General features: G+C 61.5%; 13 protein-coding genes. 2 read left to right on the forward strand and 11 right to left on the reverse strand.

What is annotated here, in order from left to right; genetic code table 11:
* Window positions 1–70: 70 nt before the first annotated feature.
* The 3 genes from ACKLNA_RS13595 to ACKLNA_RS13605 all read right to left on the reverse strand — a co-directional run bounded on the left by ACKLNA_RS13595 (window position 71) and on the right by ACKLNA_RS13605 (window position 4,835).
* A complete protein-coding gene (locus ACKLNA_RS13595) occupies window positions 71–880 on the reverse strand; it encodes a putative RNA methyltransferase (RefSeq protein WP_408986144.1) in 810 nt (269 codons plus the stop codon).
* Window positions 880–2,031, reverse strand: coding sequence for a succinyl-diaminopimelate desuccinylase (gene dapE / locus ACKLNA_RS13600; protein WP_408986145.1), 1,152 nt, complete (start codon window positions 2,029–2,031; stop codon window positions 880–882). The genes ACKLNA_RS13595 and dapE overlap by 1 nt, the downstream gene beginning before the upstream one ends.
* A 212-nt stretch (window positions 2,032–2,243) precedes the next feature.
* Window positions 2,244–4,835 carry a glycosyltransferase gene (locus ACKLNA_RS13605; RefSeq protein ID WP_408986146.1) on the reverse strand — a complete coding sequence of 864 codons (2,592 nt, stop codon included), beginning with the start codon at window positions 4,833–4,835 and terminating at the stop codon, window positions 2,244–2,246.
* A 273-nt stretch (window positions 4,836–5,108) separates the two neighbouring features.
* Here ACKLNA_RS13605 and tcdA point away from each other — a divergent pair, with 273 nt between their 5' ends.
* Window positions 5,109–5,927: a tRNA cyclic N6-threonylcarbamoyladenosine(37) synthase TcdA gene (tcdA, locus tag ACKLNA_RS13610; protein ID WP_085702578.1), complete on the forward strand. Its 819-nt coding sequence runs from the start codon at window positions 5,109–5,111 to the stop codon at window positions 5,925–5,927.
* Window positions 5,928–5,952: 25 nt separating this feature from the next.
* On the opposite strand, the gene ACKLNA_RS13615 is transcribed toward tcdA, so the two are convergent.
* The 4 genes from ACKLNA_RS13615 to ACKLNA_RS13630 form a co-directional block, all read right to left on the reverse strand.
* A complete protein-coding gene (locus tag ACKLNA_RS13615; RefSeq protein WP_408986147.1) occupies window positions 5,953–6,357 on the reverse strand; it encodes a SufE family protein in 405 nt (134 codons plus the stop codon).
* On the reverse strand, window positions 6,354–7,559 hold the full coding sequence (locus ACKLNA_RS13620) for an aminotransferase class V-fold PLP-dependent enzyme (protein WP_408986148.1): 1,206 nt from the start codon (window positions 7,557–7,559) through the stop codon (window positions 6,354–6,356). Before ACKLNA_RS13620 ends, ACKLNA_RS13615 begins: the two co-directional genes overlap by 4 nt.
* 108 nt (window positions 7,560–7,667) lie before the next feature.
* A complete protein-coding gene (gene dapD, locus ACKLNA_RS13625; protein WP_085712832.1) occupies window positions 7,668–8,702 on the reverse strand; it encodes a 2,3,4,5-tetrahydropyridine-2,6-dicarboxylate N-succinyltransferase in 1,035 nt (344 codons plus the stop codon).
* 31 nt (window positions 8,703–8,733) lie between these two features.
* Window positions 8,734–9,042, reverse strand: coding sequence for an arsenate reductase (locus tag ACKLNA_RS13630; protein WP_042607053.1), 309 nt, complete (start codon window positions 9,040–9,042; stop codon window positions 8,734–8,736).
* Between the two features lie 260 nt (window positions 9,043–9,302).
* Here ACKLNA_RS13630 and ACKLNA_RS13635 point away from each other — a divergent pair, with 260 nt between their 5' ends.
* Complete coding sequence (locus ACKLNA_RS13635) at window positions 9,303–10,934, forward strand: Na+/H+ antiporter (protein ID WP_192552966.1); 1,632 nt, start codon at window positions 9,303–9,305, stop codon at window positions 10,932–10,934.
* Between the two features lie 8 nt (window positions 10,935–10,942).
* Here ACKLNA_RS13635 and ACKLNA_RS13640 read toward each other — a convergent pair whose 3' ends face one another.
* The 4 genes from ACKLNA_RS13640 to map all read right to left on the reverse strand — a co-directional run bounded on the left by ACKLNA_RS13640 (window position 10,943) and on the right by map (window position 16,605).
* Window positions 10,943–11,671 carry a M12 family metallopeptidase gene (locus ACKLNA_RS13640; protein WP_408986149.1) on the reverse strand — a complete coding sequence of 243 codons (729 nt, stop codon included), beginning with the start codon at window positions 11,669–11,671 and terminating at the stop codon, window positions 10,943–10,945.
* 166 nt (window positions 11,672–11,837) lie between these two features.
* Window positions 11,838–13,037 (reverse strand): succinyldiaminopimelate transaminase, encoded by a 1,200-nt coding sequence (gene dapC, locus ACKLNA_RS13645; protein WP_085712836.1) that lies wholly within the window; start codon window positions 13,035–13,037, stop codon window positions 11,838–11,840.
* Between the two features lie 43 nt (window positions 13,038–13,080).
* On the reverse strand, window positions 13,081–15,783 hold the full coding sequence (locus ACKLNA_RS13650; protein ID WP_085712837.1) for a [protein-PII] uridylyltransferase: 2,703 nt from the start codon (window positions 15,781–15,783) through the stop codon (window positions 13,081–13,083).
* A 39-nt stretch (window positions 15,784–15,822) separates the two neighbouring features.
* The gene (gene map, locus ACKLNA_RS13655; RefSeq protein ID WP_085729805.1) at window positions 15,823–16,605 is read right to left on the reverse strand and encodes a type I methionyl aminopeptidase; all 783 of its coding nucleotides are present in this window, start codon (window positions 16,603–16,605) and stop codon (window positions 15,823–15,825) included.
* Window positions 16,606–16,748 lie beyond the last annotated feature (143 nt).

The raw sequence follows: 16,748 nt of genomic DNA on the forward strand, positions 1-16,748 counted from the left end.
CCTCACTGCGGGTCTGAAAAATCCATTCGCGGATTTAGCCGGCCCCGGGCTGCTTGCCCGAGTCCAAAAGTTATTGAAGAACGAAATAATCGTAGCGCATCGACACGGTGGTCACGAACGGCTCGGCCTGTTCGATCACCGCCGCACGGCGCTCGGCACTGGCGCGCCAGCCGTGGGGTGTCATCGCCAGCAGGTTGGCGCGATCCTCGGGCTTGTCCAGCGTCAGTTTGAATTCCAGGGTTTCGCTGTGGGCCAGCGCCATGCCTTCCGGCACCAGGGCCAGGTGCTTGTCGTCGGTGTATTCGCGCACTTCGTCGTACAGGCGTTCGCGCAGTTCCATCAGGTGGCCGCTGGTCGGGCCGACTTTCATCAGGCCGCCGCCGACGCTGAGCAGACGCTTGGCTTCTTCCCAGTCCAGCGGACTGAAAACGCTGGCGAGAAACTGGCAACTGCCGGAAGCCAATGGCACACGGGCCATGCTCGCAATCAACCACGTCAGCGAAGGATTGCGTTTGCAGGCGCGCTTGACCGCCTCTTTCGAGATGTCCAGCGCGTAACCGTCAGCATCCGGCAAGGCCTCGGCGATCTGCGCGGTGTAGTAACCCTCGCCACAACCGATATCGACCCAGCGGGCCGGCGCATAACCCGCCGCCAGTTCCGCCAGGCGCTTGGCCACCGGCGCATAGTGGCCGGCGTTCAGGAAGTCGCGGCGGGCCTCGACCATCGCCTGATTGTCGCCGGGATCACGGCTGTTCTTGTGCTGCACCGGCAACAGGTTCAGGTAACCCTGACGCGCACGGTCGAAGCGGTGGCCGGCAGGGCAGACCACGCCGTTGTCCACCGCGTTCAGCGGTTCACTGCAGATCGGGCACGCAAGCATCAGGCGAGCAACTTGATCAGGGTCTGGTAGTAGATCTCGGTCAGTACATCGAGATCGGCCGCCAGCACGCGCTCGTTGACCTGGTGGATGGTCGCATTGACCGGGCCCAGTTCAACAACCTGCGTACCCATGGTCGCGATGAAACGGCCATCGGAGGTGCCACCGCTGGTGGACGCCTTGGTCTCGCGGCCGGTGATCTGCTTGATGCTCGACGACACCGCGTCGAGCAGCGCGCCCGGCTCGGTGAGGAACGGCAGACCGGACAGCGCCCAGTCGATGTGCCAGTCCAGACCGTGCTTGTCGAGGATGTCGGCGACGCGTTTCTGCAGCCCTTCGACGGTCGATTCGGTGGAGAAACGGAAGTTGAACAACGCCACCAGATCGCCCGGAATCACGTTGGTCGCGCCGGTGCCGGAATTGACGTTGGAAATCTGGAAACTGGTCGGCGGGAAGAAATCGTTGCCGTGATCCCAGTGCTCGGCAGCCAGTTCGGCCAGGGCCGGAGCCGCGAGGTGGATCGGGTTCTTCGCCAGGTGCGGGTAGGCCACGTGGCCCTGCACGCCACGCACGGTCAGTTTGGCGCCGAGGGAGCCGCGACGACCGTTCTTCACCACGTCGCCCACCAGCGTGGTGCTCGACGGTTCACCGACAATGCACCAGTCCAGACGCTCGTTACGGGCGGCCAGACGCTCGACCACAGCCTTGGTGCCGTGATGCGCCGGGCCTTCTTCGTCGCTGGTGATCAGGAACGCCACCTTGCCCTTGTGATCCGGGTAGTCGGCGACGAAGCGCTCGGCTGCCACGGTCATCGAGGCCAGGCTGCCTTTCATGTCCGCCGCACCACGGCCGCAGAGCATGCCGTGTTCGTCGATCACCGCGTTGAACGGGTCGATCTGCCAGGCGGTCACCGGGCCGGTCGGCACCACGTCGGTGTGGCCGGCGAAGCACAGCACCGGGCCGTCGCCTTTACCGTGAGTCGCCCAGAAGTTATCCACATCTTCGATGCGCATCGGCTCGAGGGTGAAACCGGCATCGCCCAGGCGCTGCATCATCTGCTTCTGGCAATCGGCGTCGACCGGCGTCACGGACGGACGGCGGATCAGGTCGATGGCGAGTTGGAGGGTCGGCGAAAGGTCGGCGTGGGCCGTCATGGAAAACTCCGGATGCTGTAAATGTGGGAGCGAGCTTGCTCGCGATGACGATGTCCTGTTCAACATAAGTGTTGAATGTGACGGACTCATCGCGAGCAAGCTCGCTCCCACAGGTCTAGTGGCAGGCCATCGGGGCCTTGGCCCTGCAAAATGGCGGTTATCTTAAAGCAAAACGGCGACCATTGGCCGCCGTTTAGTGCTTCGTCGAGGAATTAGACGACAGGTGCCGGTTCAGGCGCCGCCGTAGGTTTCGGCAGCGACGAGAGGAACGCCATGATCAGCGCCGCCACGTACGGCAGCGACTGCACCAGCAGCATCGCCACCCAGAAACGCATGTCGTTGCTCGGAATGCCCTGCACCAGGTAAATCCCCAGCGCCGCGCCCCACAACAGCAGCATGATGAACAGCTCTTCCCGGGCTTCGGAAATCGCCACCCAGAAACCATGGTTGTCAGCATTTTTCGGGGTGCGGAAGAACGGAATGCTGCTGGTGAAGAAGCCGTACAGCACCGCTTTGGCGATGGTGTGCGACAACGCCAGACCGGCCAGTGCCGCGCAGAACGCATCCTTGAGGTTCACGCCCACGGCGCGACGGTACAGGAAGATGATCTTGCCGACCTTGAACACGAACAGCGCCAGCGGCGGGATCGCGAAGATCAGCAGCGGCGGGTCGACCCGTTGCGGCACGATGATCATCGCCGCCGACCACAGCAACGCGCCGACGGTGAAGAAAATGTTCATGCCGTCCGCCACCCACGGCAGCCAGCCCGCGAGGAAGTGGTAACGCTGGCCGCGAGTCAGCTCGGTATCCTTGCCGCGCAGCAGGCTGCGGGTGTGACGCTTGATGATCTGGATCGCGCCGTAGGCCCAGCGAAAACGCTGTTTCTTGAAGTCGATGAAGGTGTCCGGCATCAGACCCTTGCCGTAACTGTCGTGGTAATACGCCGCCGACAGTCCTTTCTCGAAAACGCGCAGACCAAGTTCGGCGTCTTCACAGATGCACCAGTCGGCCCAGCCCAGTTCTTCCAGAACCGAACGCCGGGTCATGGTCATGGTGCCGTGCTGGATGATCGCGTCGCGATCGTTGCGGGTGACCATGCCGATGTGGAAGAAGCCTTTGTACTCGGCGTAGCAGAGCTTCTTGAAGGTGCTTTCGTTCTGATCACGGTAGTCCTGCGGCGACTGCACCACGGCGATTTTCGGGTCGGCGAAGTGCGGCACCATGTGCTTGAGCCAGTTCGGGTGCACGCAGTAGTCGGAGTCGATTACCGCGATGACTTCGGCGTCCTTGGCGGTGTGCGGGATCAGGTAGTTCAGCGCACCGCCCTTGAAGCCGGCCAGGGGCGAGACGTGGAAGAACTTGAAGCGCGGGCCGAGGGTTTCGCAGTAGTCGCGCACCGGTTCCCAGACCGCCGGATCCTTGGTGTTGTTGTCGATGATCAGGACTTCGAAGTCCGGATAGTCGAGGTTGGCCAGGGCGTTGAGGGTCTGTTTGACCATCTCCGGCGGCTCGTTGTAGCACGGCACGTGGATCGAGACTTTCGGGCGGTAGTCCGAATCGCCGACCACCGGCAGGAATTCACGGCGACGCTTGTGAATCCACACGGCTTCGGCCAGTTCGTGGGCCTCGGTCAGCAGCACGATGAACACCCCGAGCGCACCGAGCGCCAGCAGGAAGCCCACCGTCAGGCTGAACCACGTGCTGTATTGCTGGCTGTAGTCGTAGCCGATCCACACCAGCACCGAACCGCACAGGAACGCGATAAAGGTCAGGAAAGTACGGCCGCGCTGGCGCAGGGCCGAACCGTCGATCATCAGCAGGGTCAGCGACAACAGCGCCAGCACCACCGAACCGATGGCCAGCACGCGCCATTGCGGGATCGCCACCACCGGGCCTTCGAAGTTGAATTTCTGCTGGCGCGCGGCATTGAACACGCCCCAGTAGGCGCCGACCGAACCTTCGTCGCTGGCCTTCCACGGCTGGTCAAACGCTTCGATCACGAAGTAGTTGAAGCCCTGGCGGTTGAGTTTGTTGACCAGCGTGCGCAGGTAAATCGCCTGATCCGCCGGCGACGCATCGGCGCCACCGCGCATGCGGCCGTTGCTCGGCCAGCCCACTTCGGACAGCAGCAGCGGCTTTTTCGGGAACATTTTTTTCAGGTCACGAGCGCGGTCGAAAACGAACTGCCCGGCCTTGTCCACCGGAATGAATTCCCAGTAAGGCAGGATGTGCGCGGCGATCAGGTCGACGTGCTTGGCCAGTTGCGGGTATTTCTCCCAGATATGCCATTGTTCGGAGGTGGTGACCGGCACCTTCACCGCAGCACGGACACGATCCAGCAGGACGATCAGTGCCTCAGGCGTGATTTCCTCCCGGAACAATGCTTCGTTGCCAACTACCACGCGAACCACACTGCGCGAGGAATTGGCCAACTCGATAGCTTTAGCGATCTCCCGCTCGTTGCGTTCCTGGTCGGGGCTGATCCAGATCCCCAGGGTCACGCGCAGGCCGAACTCTTCAGCCAGTTTCGGGATGTCTTGCAGGGAACCGTCGACCGAGTAGATGCGGATGTTGTCCGTCAGCTTGCTCATGATTTCAAGGTCGCGGCGCATTTCGTCGTCAGTCGGATACTGATCCTTCTGCGGGAACTGTCCTTGCTGGAACGGTGAATAGGAGAAACCGGAGATCTGCTCCGGCCAGTTCGGCGCGGAGACGGGGCGGTTGATCAGTGCCCAGAAACCGGTGAACAGGGCGGCGATTGCCAGAACCACCACCAGATTGAGTCCAAATTTACGCGATGACATAGCTGTGTCGGGTTCCAAGGTCTGTGGAACGAAGGGTCGGCTGGTTGACGCCTGAGGGCGCGCATCCTACACCGGCAGTTCGCCGAGTCCTACAACAGACAGGGAAATGCCGGACGTTGGGCAATCCAACCCGACTTAAGTTCTTTCGTTTCAGTATGTAAGGCAAAACTTTGTTACGTGCAGCTTTAATTAAAGCAGGCAGATTCGCCGTTCATAGCGCAAAGGTGCTCTTGGCCGCCGACGGCCCTATAATGCGCGCCGGTTTTTGGGGTAATGGTCATGAGTACAGAAGATCCGCGGTTTGCAGGCATCGCCCGTTTGTATGGCATTGAAGGGATGGAGCGTCTGCGCGCCGCCCACGTGGCGATTGTCGGCGTTGGCGGCGTCGGTTCCTGGGCGGCGGAAGCCATGGCCCGTTGCGGGGTGGGCGAGATTTCCCTGTTCGACCTAGACGATGTCTGCGTCAGCAACGCCAACCGCCAGTTGCACGCGCTGGACAGTACCGTCGGCAAACCCAAGGTCGAGGTGATGGCCGAGCGTCTGCGCGGGATAAACCCGGACTGCAAGGTGCACGCCGTGGCGGACTTCGTCACCCGCGACACCATGGCCGAATACATCACGCCGAACATCGACTGCGTAATCGACTGCATCGATGCGGTCAACGCCAAGGCCGCGCTGATCGCCTGGTGCAAGCGCCGCAAGATCCAGATCATCACCACTGGCGGCGCCGGCGGGCAGATCGATCCGACGCTGATTCAGGTCTGCGACCTCAACCGCACCTTCAACGATCCGCTGGCCTCGAAAGTGCGTTCGACATTGCGTCGCGACTATGGCTTCTCGCGCACCGTGACCCGTCATTACAGCGTGCCCTGCGTGTTCTCCACCGAACAGCTGCGTTATCCGAAACCGGACGGCAGCATTTGCCTGCAGAAGAGTTTTGTCGGCGACGGCGTGAAGCTGGACTGCGCCGGCGGGTTTGGCGCGGTGATGATGGTGACGGCGACATTCGGCATGGTTGCGGCAACCAAGGCTGTGGACAAGATTGTCGCGGGCGTCCGGCGCCCGGCGGATCGGGTCAAGCCTCAGGCCTGAAGCAGAGGGCTGCGCAGCAGCCCTTTTACTGCGCCAGCTCGTTCATCCGTTGCAACACGGCATTCAGGCCATTGCTGCGCGATGGCGACAGCTGTCGCGACAACCCCAGTTGATTGAACCAGTCCGGCAGATCCACCTGCTGCAATTCTTCAGCATTCAAGCCGTTGACCCGCAACAGCAACAACGCCACCAATCCGCGAATCATCCGCGCATCGCTGCTCGCCGCGAACTGCCAGTGGCCATCGCGCAACTCGCCGACCAGCCACACCTGACTCTCACAGCCATGCACCCGATTTGCTTCGCACTTGTCCGCATCGCTCAACGGCGGCAGGCGATCACCAAACTGCATCAGCAGACGCGCCCGTTGCTCCCAACCGGCGGCGTTCTGAAAGGTTTGCAGCGCTTCGGCGGCCTCGACCGGCAGACTCATCGCAACAACTCCAGTGCCTGATCCAGCGCTTCAAAGAAACGCTCGAGATCTTCGGAGTCGTTGTATAGCGCCAGGGATACTCGGATCGCCCCGGCCAGTTCAAAGCGCTTGAGCAACGGCATCGCGCAGTGGTGACCGGCACGCACGGCGATGCCCTGTTCGGTCAGCAAATGCGCCAGATCGGCGTTGTGCACGCCTTCGACGACAAAACTGGCCAGCGCCAGCTGCGGTTTGCCCAGCAGTCGGATGCCGTTGCGGGCCGCGAGGCCACGTAACAGGTAATCGTGCAGTGCTGCTTCGTGGGCGGACACCGTGTCCTGATCCAGACCCGCGAGGTAGTCGAGAGTCGCACCAAGTCCGATCACACTGGCAATCGGCGGCGTTCCGGCTTCGAAGCCCAACGGAGCAGGGCGGAAACGGGATTCGTGATAATTGGCTTCCAGCACCATTTCGCCGCCGAACTGCCACGGGCGAAGTTGTTCGAGCGCTTCGTTGCGCCCGAACAGCACGCCGAGGCCATCGGGGCCGTACAGCTTGTGGCTGGAAAACACATAAAAGTCGCAACCCAGTGCCTGCACGTCATGGCGGCCGTGGACCACGCCTTGGGCGCCATCAACCACCGTCAGCGCGTTTTGCGCCCTGGCCATCGCCAGCAGGGCCGGCAACGGTTGCCACGCGCCGAGCACGTTGGACAACTGGCTGACCGCCAGCAGACGGGTGCGCGGACCGATCAGGTGAACGGCGGCGGCGAGGTCGATCACGCCGTCATCGTCCAGCGGCAGGATCACCAGTTTCAGGTCGCGACGTTGTGCCAGTTGCTGCCACGGCAGCAGATTGGCGTGATGCTCCAGGGCGCTGATGACAATTTCATCGCCCGGATGGAAAAAATGTTCCAGGCCGTAAGCCAGGAGATTCAGCGCACTGGTGGCGCCGTGGGTGAAGATGATCTGCCCGCTGTCACCGGCATTCAGCCACTGGGCGACCTTCAGGCGACTGTCCTCAAATGCCTGCGTGGCGTGAGCGCCGGGCAAGTGCTGCGCACGGTGCACGTTGGCCGCGCCGTTGGCGTAGTAATGCGCCAGTGCGTCGAGCAGGGCCTGGGGTTTTTGCGTGGTGGCGGCGTTGTCCAGATACGTCTGGTCTTGCCGTTGCAGGGCGGCGATGGCCGGGAAATCGGCGCGCCAGGGGGAGGGAATCATCATGTGGTATACGCCTGACCCTGTGGGAGCGAGCTTGCTCGCGAAGGCGTCCTTGAGGACGCCAAAAAGCTTCGCGAGCAAGCTCGCTCCCACAGGTTATCAATGTGCTGCTTAGTTGTGAGCGTGCAGCGCTTCGTTCAGTTCGATCGCCGATTTGTGGGTCTTGCATTCCACGGCACCGGTTTCCGAATTGCGACGGAACAGCAGGTCGGTCTGACCGGCCAGTTCACGGGCCTTGACCACTTTGACCAGGTTGTTGTGCTCGTCCAGCAGCGCGACTTTGGTGCCGGCGGTCACGTACAGACCCGACTCGACGGTGTTGCGGTCGCCCAACGGGATACCGATACCGGCGTTGGCGCCGATCAGGCAGCCTTCGCCGACCTTGATCACGATGTTGCCGCCGCCCGACAGGGTGCCCATGGTCGAGCAGCCGCCGCCCAGGTCCGAACCCTTGCCGACGAATACGCCAGCGGAGACGCGGCCTTCGATCATGCCCGGGCCTTCGGTACCGGCGTTGAAGTTGATGAAACCTTCGTGCATCACGGTGGTGCCTTCGCCCACGTAGGCGCCCAGACGCAGACGTGCGGCGTCAGCGATACGCACGCCGGCCGGTACCACGTAGTCGGTCATTTTCGGGAACTTGTCCACCGAGAACACTTCCAGCAGCTCGCCGCGCAGGCGGGCTTCGAGTTGCAGCTCGGCCAGTTCGCTCAGGTCGATCGCGCCCTGGCTGGTCCAGGCCACGTTCGGCAGCAGCGGGAAGATACCGGCCAGGCTCACACCGTGCGGCTTGACCAGACGATGGGACAGCAGGTGCAGCTTCAGGTACGCCTCTGGCGTGGAGGTCAGCTGAGCGTCTTCAGCCAGCAGGGTAGCGACCAGCGGCTTGTGGCTTTCGGCCAGACGGGTCAGCAGCTTGCCCTGGACGGCGTCGATGCCTTTCACGGCTTCAGCCAGTTGTGCGGCCTGTGCGGTGGTGAAGCTGATGGCCTGGTTGCCTTCGGTGTAACCGAGGATCGGTGCAACGGCAGCGACCAGTTCGGCCGAAGGATTGAGCAGCGGCTGGGCGTAGAACACTTCCAGCCACGCGCCTTGACGGTTCTGGGTGCCGACGCCGAAGGCGATACTGAACAGGGAGTTGGACATGTGAATACCTCTACAAAAAGTGACGGGCTGCTTACTTGAGCGCGGCCGCGTAGATATCTGGCTTGAAGCCAATCAGGGTTCGGTCACCGAGATCGAGCACCGGGCGCTTGATCATCGAGGGTTGAGCGAGCATCAGTTCGATGGCTTTCGACTGGTCGAGATCGGCTTTGCGTTCGTCGTCGAGCTTGCGAAAGGTCGTGCCTGCGCGGTTCAACACCGTTTGCCAGCCGTGTTCGTCACACCATTGGGTCAGGTGTTCACGGTCGATGCCGGCGGTTTTGTAGTCGTGGAAGTCGTAGCTGACAGCGTGTTCATCGAGCCAGGTGCGCGCCTTCTTCATGGTGTCGCAGGCTTTGATGCCGAAAAGGTGCAACGTTTTGCTTGAAACGGTCAAGGAATCGCCCCCTTTACAGGTTGCCGGAAAGAAAAGGTGACGGATTATGCCACGACCGGACGGTTTCGGCGTCGCCGCTGGCCGGGGTTTGTCCCATTGTCACTGGCCGCCGTCCACCGATGTGCGACATAGGTGCAACGGTCAGCCACAGCCTAAGCGGCTAATATGGCAGTTCAACGCTGTCGATTGTCCGGGATTTCCGCTTTATGCAAACCGCTTATACCGTCCTGATCCTGCTGATGCTGGTCAGCGTTTCGCGTCTGGTCGGACGGGTCATCCCGTTGCCGCTGCCACTGGTGCAAATTGCCGCCGGGGCCTTGCTGGCCTGGCCGACTCTTGGCCTGCATGTGGCGCTCGATCCCGAGCTGTTCCTGTTTCTGTTCTTGCCGCCGCTGTTGTTCTCCGATGGCTGGCGCATGCCCAAACGCGAATTGTGGCGCCTGCGCGGGCCGGTGCTGACGCTCGCGGTCGGGTTGGTGCTGTTTACCGTGGTCGGTGCCGGCTACTTTATTCACTGGCTATTGCCGACGATTCCGTTGCCGGTGGCCTTCGCGCTGGCGGCGGTGCTGTCGCCGACCGACGCCGTCGCGGTGTCGGCGATTTCGCAGAACCGCCTGCCGACGCCGCTGATGCACATGCTGCAAGGCGAAGCGTTGATGAATGATGCTTCGGGTCTGGTGACCTTCAAGTTCGCTCTGGTGGCGGCGGTTACCGGTGCATTCTCGTTGGCCAATGCGAGCCTGACGTTTGTGCTGGTGGCGGTGGGCGGGTTGGCGGTCGGTGTGGCGCTGAGTTGGCTGGTCGGCCGGTTGCGCGCCTGGATGATCGCCCGGGGCTGGGACGATCCGGCGACCCACGTGGTGTTCATGTTGCTCCTGCCGTTTGCCGCTTACGTACTGGCCGAACGGCTCGGCGCCTCGGGCATTCTCTCGGCAGTGGCGGCGGGAATGATGCAGAGCTGGCTCGATCTGCTGCCGCGCCAGACCAGCACCCGCTTGCTCAATCGCAGTGTCTGGTCGTTGCTGGAGTTTGCCTTCAACGGATTGATCTTCCTGCTGCTCGGTCTGCAATTGCCGGACATCATCAAGGCTGTCGTCAGCCACGAAACCTCATTGTGGCCGACGCTGTTCTACCGCTGTCTCGACGTGGTGGCGATATTCCTGGCGCTGGTGCTGCTGCGCTTCATCTGGGTGCAAAGCATCTGGCGTCTGTCGGTCCTGCTGCGTCGCTTGCGCGGCAAGGGCGACCTGACACAGGTGCCGACGGCTCGTTCCTGCTGGCTGCTGACGGTCGGCGGGGTGCGCGGTGCGGTGACCCTGGCGGGCGTGATGTCGGTGCCGATGCTGATGGGCAGCGAGGCCTTTCCCGAGCGTGATCTGCTGATCTTCATTGCCGCCGGTGTGATCCTGATGTCGCTGGTGGCAGCCTGCATCGCCTTGCCGTTACTGCTGCGCGGAATCCAGAAAAGCCCCGACGACAAACGCCGTCAGGAAGTCCGCGACGCCTGGCGCAAGACCGCCGAAGCGGCAATCCACGCGCTGGAGATCGAAGAGGTCAATCCGCAGGATGCCGCGCAGGCCGCACTGTCGGCGGAGCTCAAGGCGCGGATCATGTCCGAGTATCGCCATCAACTGGAGGTGTTCAATGATTCGGCGGAAGCCCAGGCGCTGGCATTCCAGATGGACCTGCTTGAACGCCGCCTGCGTCTCAAGGCGCTGCGCGCGCAACGCCTTGAGTTGTACAGCCTGAGCCGTCAGCACCAGATCGGCGATGACGTGTTGCGGGAGGTGTTGGGCGAACTGGATTTGAGTGAGGCGAATCTGGGGCAGGTCAAATAGGAAAAGCGTTACTTGGGATAGAGCAATCTCATCAGACGTTTGTCTTTTCTACTGATGCGGCGGTTGATCGGCACCTCCCAGTCGCCCACTGTCAATGTGTTTGCCACCGGGTGGTGCATGATCGATTTCCGGTCGTAGGAGGTGTAGATCGCGTCCAGTGTGTCGAAGGACGCGAACAGGTTTCTGTCGACCTGCTCCTCGGTGAGCGGGTTCATTTCCCGATTTTTGTAGAACTCGTACACCTTAGGCTTATCCCACGGAATATTGGCCTTGGGGTGCTGATGTTCGTGCATTGCACCCAATGCGTGGCCGAATTCGTGGATCACGATCACCTCGAAGTCTTCATGTTCCGGTTTGACCCCCAGATTCATGGTGGGATGGTCGGGGTGGATCAACAGCGCATCGGTGCCCAGCATCGAGCTGTTGTTATTGTTCTTTGTCGCAATCCGGATGTCGCCTTTCAAATCGTCGACAAATTCAAATTTCAGGTTGATGTACGGCAGCCATTGCCTGGCTGCAGCGATAATCCTGTTCTTGTGATCGGTATCGGGTGAATCCATGAAAGCAACTTTCAGGGTGCGGCCGTTGGCCCAGAGTTTTGAATAGTGAACGATGGAGCGTTTACGTCGAGTTCCGGAACTTGTACCGGCATTGGCGGGGTTTTCATTGATGGCTGCCGTATAAGCGGCTTGATCATCGGGCCATTGAATGAGTTGGCAATCCAGCAGGTTGTTCATTTGCACTTCTTCCTTGAAGTTAAAATTTGAGTCTGTTTGGACGTAGAGACAGGCGCGACTCAAGACTAACGTCTGGCCGGAAGGCAGGTGAGATAAATAGTTGGAGGATCTGTAACCCGATGTATGAGGCGCCCGTGCCGGATTGCCCGGCACGGGCGTTCAGGCCTTACTTGTGGCGCAGGACGAAATCGCGGATGCGTTCGGCCGCTTCCACACATTCCGCCAGTGGTGCGACCAGCGCCATGCGCACGCGGCCGGCACCCGGGTTGACCCCGTCGACATCCCGGGACAGGTACGAACCCGGCACCACGGTCACATGCTCTTCGGCAAACAGATCACGGCAGAACGCGGCGTCATCACCTTGAACGTTCGGCCAGAGATAGAAGCTGCCATCCGGACGCTGCACATCCATCACCGGGCTGAGGATCGCCAGCACGGCGTCGAACTTCTCGCGATACAGCGCACGGTTGGCGCGTACATGCACTTCATCATTCCACGCAGCAACGCTGGCCAGTTGGGTCTGAACCGGCATCGCGCAGCCGTGGTAGGTGCGGTACAGCAGGAAGCCTTTGAGGATGTCTGCATCACCGGCAACAAAGCCCGATCGCAGACCCGGCAGGTTCGAGCGCTTGGACAGGCTGTGGAACACCACGCAGCGCTTGAAGTCCTTGCGACCCAGTTCGGCGCAGGCGCTGAGCAGGCCTGGCGGTGGCGTCTGTTCGTCAAAGTACAGTTCGCTGTAGCACTCGTCGGCGGCGATCACGAAGTCGTATTCGTCGGCCAGGGCGATCAGCTTTTTCAGCACGTCGACCGGAATCAGCGCGCCGGTCGGGTTGCCCGGCGAACACAGGAACAGAATCTGGCAGCGTTTCCAGATGTCTGGCGATACCGCGTCGAAGTCCGGGTTGAAGCCGTTCTCGTCCAGGCATGGCAGGTAGTGCGGCTTGGCGCCGGCGAGGAACGCCGCGCCTTCGTAGATCTGATAGAACGGGTTCGGGCTGACCACCAGTGCGTCGTCGCCACGGTTGACCACGGTCTGGGTAAACGCGAACAGCGCTTCACGGGTGCCGTTGACCGGCAGCACGTTGCGCGCCGGGTCGATCCAGCCGCTCGGCACATTGAAACGACGCTCGCACCAGGCGGCGATGGCTTCGCGCAAGGCCGGAATGCCGAGGGTGGTCGGGTACACCGCCATCTGATCCAGGTTGTTGGCCAGGGCTTCGGCGACAAAGCTTGGCGAACGGTGTTTCGGCTCGCCGATGGACAGCGCGATCGGGCGCTTGTCCGGGTTCGGCGTGACGCTGCCGAGCAGGGCGCGGAGCTTTTCGAACGGGTAGGGCTGCAACTGGGTCAGAGCGTTGTTCATCGGTGCGGGGTCTCGTGCAAAGCGGTTGAATCCGGGCGCGCAATCAAATACTGATGCGCGACAGTTTGATATCGGGTTCCTGATTGACGCTGAGCTGCTCGACGATGGCATCCTGCAAACGGCTGCACAGCAGCGGGTCGGACAGCGGCTGATTGTGGGCGTCGGTGATGAAGAACACGTCTTCCACCCGCTCGCCCAGGGTGGCGATCTTGGCGTTCTGCAGCGACAGATCGAACTCCAGGAAAATCCCGCCGATCCGTGCCAGCAGGCCGGGCCGGTCGGGTGCAGTGAGCTCCAGAACCGTTACCGGACGCTGGGCGTCGTTGTGGATCGTCACTTGTGGTGCGAACGCAAAGTGCTTGAGCTGGCGCGGCACTCGACGCTGGATAATGGTCGGGTAATCGTCAGGATTGCGCAGGGCTTCGGTCAGACCGTCACGGATCTGCTTGATCCGTAGTGGATTGTCGCCGATCGAATCGCCGTCGGTGTCGAGCACGATATAGGTATCGAGGGTGAACTGGCTGCTGGACGTGATGACCCGGGCGTCGTGAATGTTCAGGTTGAGCTGGTCCATCGCGGCCACGGTCACGGCAAAGAAGTCGTGCTGGTCCGGGGCATAGATGAAGATCTGCGTACCGCCCTCGAATTCGCGCTGGGTAGTTTCCTTGATCAGCACCAGCGGGCCGCCGTCGGCCGGCTGCTGGAGAATCGCATCACTGTGCCAGGCCACGTCGCCAGCGGTGTGGCGCAGGAAATAATCGTCGCCCAGTTGCGCCCACAATTGCTCGACGTCGTCCGGATCGGTACCACCGCGCACCAGAATATCCAGCGCTGCGCTCTGGGTCTGGCGGATCTGTTCTTCGCGATCCACCGGGTTTTCCAGGCCGCGACGCAGGGCGCGCTTGGTCTCGGTGTACAGCTGGCGCAGCAGGCTGGCGCGCCAGGAGTTCCACAGGGTCGGGTTGGTTGCGTTGATGTCGGCCACGGTCAGCACGTACAGGTAGTCGAGGCGGGTTTCGTCGCCGACGATCTGGGCGAAGTCATGGATCACCTGCGGGTCGGACAAGTCCTTGCGCTGGGCGGTGGTCGACATCACCAGATGGTTCTGCACCAGCCAGACGATCAGGCGGCTGTCCCACACCGGCAGTTGATGGCGCTGGCAGAACGCCTCGGCATCCACTGCGCCGATGTCCGAGTGGTCGCCGTGCCGGCCCTTGCCGATGTCGTGATACAGGCCCGCCATGTAGATCAGTTCGGGCTTCGGCAGTTTGGCCATGAGCTTGGCGGCCAGCGGGAATTTTTCCGACACCTGTGAGTACTGCAATTTGCGCAGGTGTTTGATCAGATTCAACGTGTGGGCATCGACCGTATAGATGTGGAACAGGTCGTGCTGCATCTGACCGACGATGAAACCGAATTCCGGCAGGTAACGCCCGAGAATGCCGTAGCGGTTCATCCGCCGCAGGTTGCGGTGAATGCCGATCTTGCACTTGAACAGTTCGATGAACAGGCTGGTGTTGCGGATGTCGTTGCGGAAATTGTCATCGATCAGGTGACGGTTTTCCCGCAGCAGGCGAATGGTGTCGGCGCGCACGCCCTTGATTTCCGGCTGCTGGGCCATCAGCACGAAGATCTCGAGCATGGCGAACGGCGTGCGGCGGAACACGTTGTCGTTACGTGCCTCGATGTAGCCGTCGTGCAGCTGGAAGCGCGAGTTGATCGGCTGCGGCGGCGCTTCGTCTTCCGGGGCGAGGATGACTTCCTCGAAGTGCTGGATGATCAGGTCGCTGAGCTGGGCGATGCTCATCACCACGCGAAAGTACTGCTGCATGAAGTTTTCGACGGCCTGCTTGGCGTCGTCACCTTCAAAGCCCAGCAGCCCCGCGATGGTGCGCTGGTGATCGAACAGCAGGCGGTCTTCGGAGCGGCCGGCCAGCATGTGCAGGGCGTATCGCACTTTCCAGAGGAATTCCTGGGACGACGCCAGCAGGGCGTTTTCACTCTCGACCAGGAAACCTTCGCCGGCCAGGGCGCGCAGATTCAGGGTGCCGTACTGGCGACGGGCGACCCACAGAATCGTCTGAATGTCCCGTAGTCCGCCGGGCGAGCCTTTGACGTTGGGTTCCAGGTTGTATTCGGTGTCGTTGTACTTGTGGTGACGGGCCTTCTGCTCGGAGCGTTTGGCCAGGAAGAATTCCTTGCTCGGCCACATGTGGGCGGTGCTGGTGACATCGAGCATGCGCTGGCGCAGACGCTCGGGGCCGCAAATGGTGCGGCTTTCCATCAGGTTGGTAACCACCGTCAGGTCGGCGCGGGCCTCTTCGGCGCACTCGTCCACCGAGCGAACGCTCTGACCGACTTCCAGGCCGATGTCCCACAACAGCGTCAGAAAACGCTCGATGGAATCACGGAAAATTTCGTGGTCGGCGCTGTCCAGCAGAATCAGCAGGTCGATGTCGGAATAGGGGTGCAATTCGCCGCGACCGTAGCCGCCGACCGCGACCAGCGCGATGTCGGCGTCTTCGCTCCAGTTGAACTGGTCCCAGGCCTTTTGCAGGATGTTGTCGACGAACCAGGCGCGATCCTCGATCAGTCGCCGGATGTCGCGGCCGCTGCGAAAGCGTGCATCGAGCACTTCGCGTGCCTGGCGGATCGCCTTCTTGAACGCGGCGATAGGGCTCGCTTTCAGGGCCAGTTCAGCCTGGAACTGGCCGCGGTCGAAGAGTTCGGGATCCACCTGCGGCATCGATTGGCATTCCTTCTATAGGCTGGGAGCAGTTCCGGATCAGGCCGATACGCGCGGAATCGTGTCGTCGCTGCGCAGGGTGAAGATTTCGTAACCGGTGTCAGTGACAAGCAAAGTGTGTTCCCACTGTGCCGACAGCTTGCGGTCCTTGGTGATCGCGGTCCAGCCGTCGCCCAGCACCTTGGTGTCGGCCTTGCCCTGGTTGATCATCGGTTCGATGGTGAAGGTCATGCCGGCTTTCAGTTCCATGCCGGTGCCGGCGCGGCCGTAGTGCAGGATCTGCGGCTCCTCGTGGAACACCTTGCCGATGCCGTGACCGCAGAATTCGCGCACCACGGAGAAACCGTTCTTTTCAGCGTGCTTCTGGATGATCTCGCCGATGTCGCCGAGACGGCAGCCGGGTTTGACGATCTCGATCGCCTTGTACATGCATTCCTGGGTGACCTGGGACAGGCGCTCGGCCCAGACCGGTACGGTGCCGACGTGGAACATGCGGCTGGTGTCGCCGTGGTAGCCGTCCTTGATCACCGTGACATCGATGTTCAGGGTGTCGCCGTTTTTCAGCGGCTTGTCGTTCGGAATGCCGTGGCAGACCACGTGGTTGATCGAGGTGCAGATCGACTTCGGGTAGCCCTTGTAGTTGAGCGGGGCAGGGATGGCTTTCTGCACATCGACGATGTAGTCGTGGCAGATCTGGTTCAGCTCATCGGTGGTCACGCCCGGCTTGACGTGCTCGGCAATCATTTCCAGCACATCGGCGGCCAGTTTGCCGGCGACACGCATGCCAGCGATGTCCTCGGGAGTTTTGAGGGTGACGGTCATACAGGCTCTCTCTGCGCTCGACGGCGCTTGCTGATACGGACAGGACGGCGGTTTTCGCCTGGCAGCCCTGAAAAACGCGATTCTAACAGACCAAAGGCGCAAATCCGCGCCTGCGTGCATCGCTTCTCTCTATACAATAGTGC

Origin of the sequence: Pseudomonas sp. UV AK001 (assembly GCF_046097675.1) — a bacterium.
Lineage (GTDB): Bacteria > Pseudomonadota > Gammaproteobacteria > Pseudomonadales > Pseudomonadaceae > Aquipseudomonas > Aquipseudomonas kribbensis.

Coding starts and splice junctions, on each gene's coding strand:
- dapE (WP_408986145.1), bottom strand. CDS start 2,031: ATGACGGCCCACGCCGACCTTTCGCCGACCCTCCAACTCGCCATCGAC.
- ACKLNA_RS13640 (WP_408986149.1), bottom strand. CDS start 11,671: ATGAACAACCTGCTGGATTGCCAACTCATTCAATGGCCCGATGATCAA.
- ACKLNA_RS13615 (WP_408986147.1), bottom strand. CDS start 6,357: ATGAGTCTGCCGGTCGAGGCCGCCGAAGCGCTGCAAACCTTTCAGAAC.
- ACKLNA_RS13650 (WP_085712837.1), bottom strand. CDS start 15,783: ATGCCGCAGGTGGATCCCGAACTCTTCGACCGCGGCCAGTTCCAGGCT.
- ACKLNA_RS13595 (WP_408986144.1), bottom strand. CDS start 880: ATGCTTGCGTGCCCGATCTGCAGTGAACCGCTGAACGCGGTGGACAAC.
- dapD (WP_085712832.1), bottom strand. CDS start 8,702: ATGTCCAACTCCCTGTTCAGTATCGCCTTCGGCGTCGGCACCCAGAAC.
- ACKLNA_RS13635 (WP_192552966.1), top strand. CDS start 9,303: ATGCAAACCGCTTATACCGTCCTGATCCTGCTGATGCTGGTCAGCGTT.
- dapC (WP_085712836.1), bottom strand. CDS start 13,037: ATGAACAACGCTCTGACCCAGTTGCAGCCCTACCCGTTCGAAAAGCTC.
- map (WP_085729805.1), bottom strand. CDS start 16,605: ATGACCGTCACCCTCAAAACTCCCGAGGACATCGCTGGCATGCGTGTC.
- ACKLNA_RS13605 (WP_408986146.1), bottom strand. CDS start 4,835: ATGTCATCGCGTAAATTTGGACTCAATCTGGTGGTGGTTCTGGCAATC.
- ACKLNA_RS13630 (WP_042607053.1), bottom strand. CDS start 9,042: ATGAAGAAGGCGCGCACCTGGCTCGATGAACACGCTGTCAGCTACGAC.
- ACKLNA_RS13620 (WP_408986148.1), bottom strand. CDS start 7,559: ATGATGATTCCCTCCCCCTGGCGCGCCGATTTCCCGGCCATCGCCGCC.
- tcdA (WP_085702578.1), top strand. CDS start 5,109: ATGGTCATGAGTACAGAAGATCCGCGGTTTGCAGGCATCGCCCGTTTG.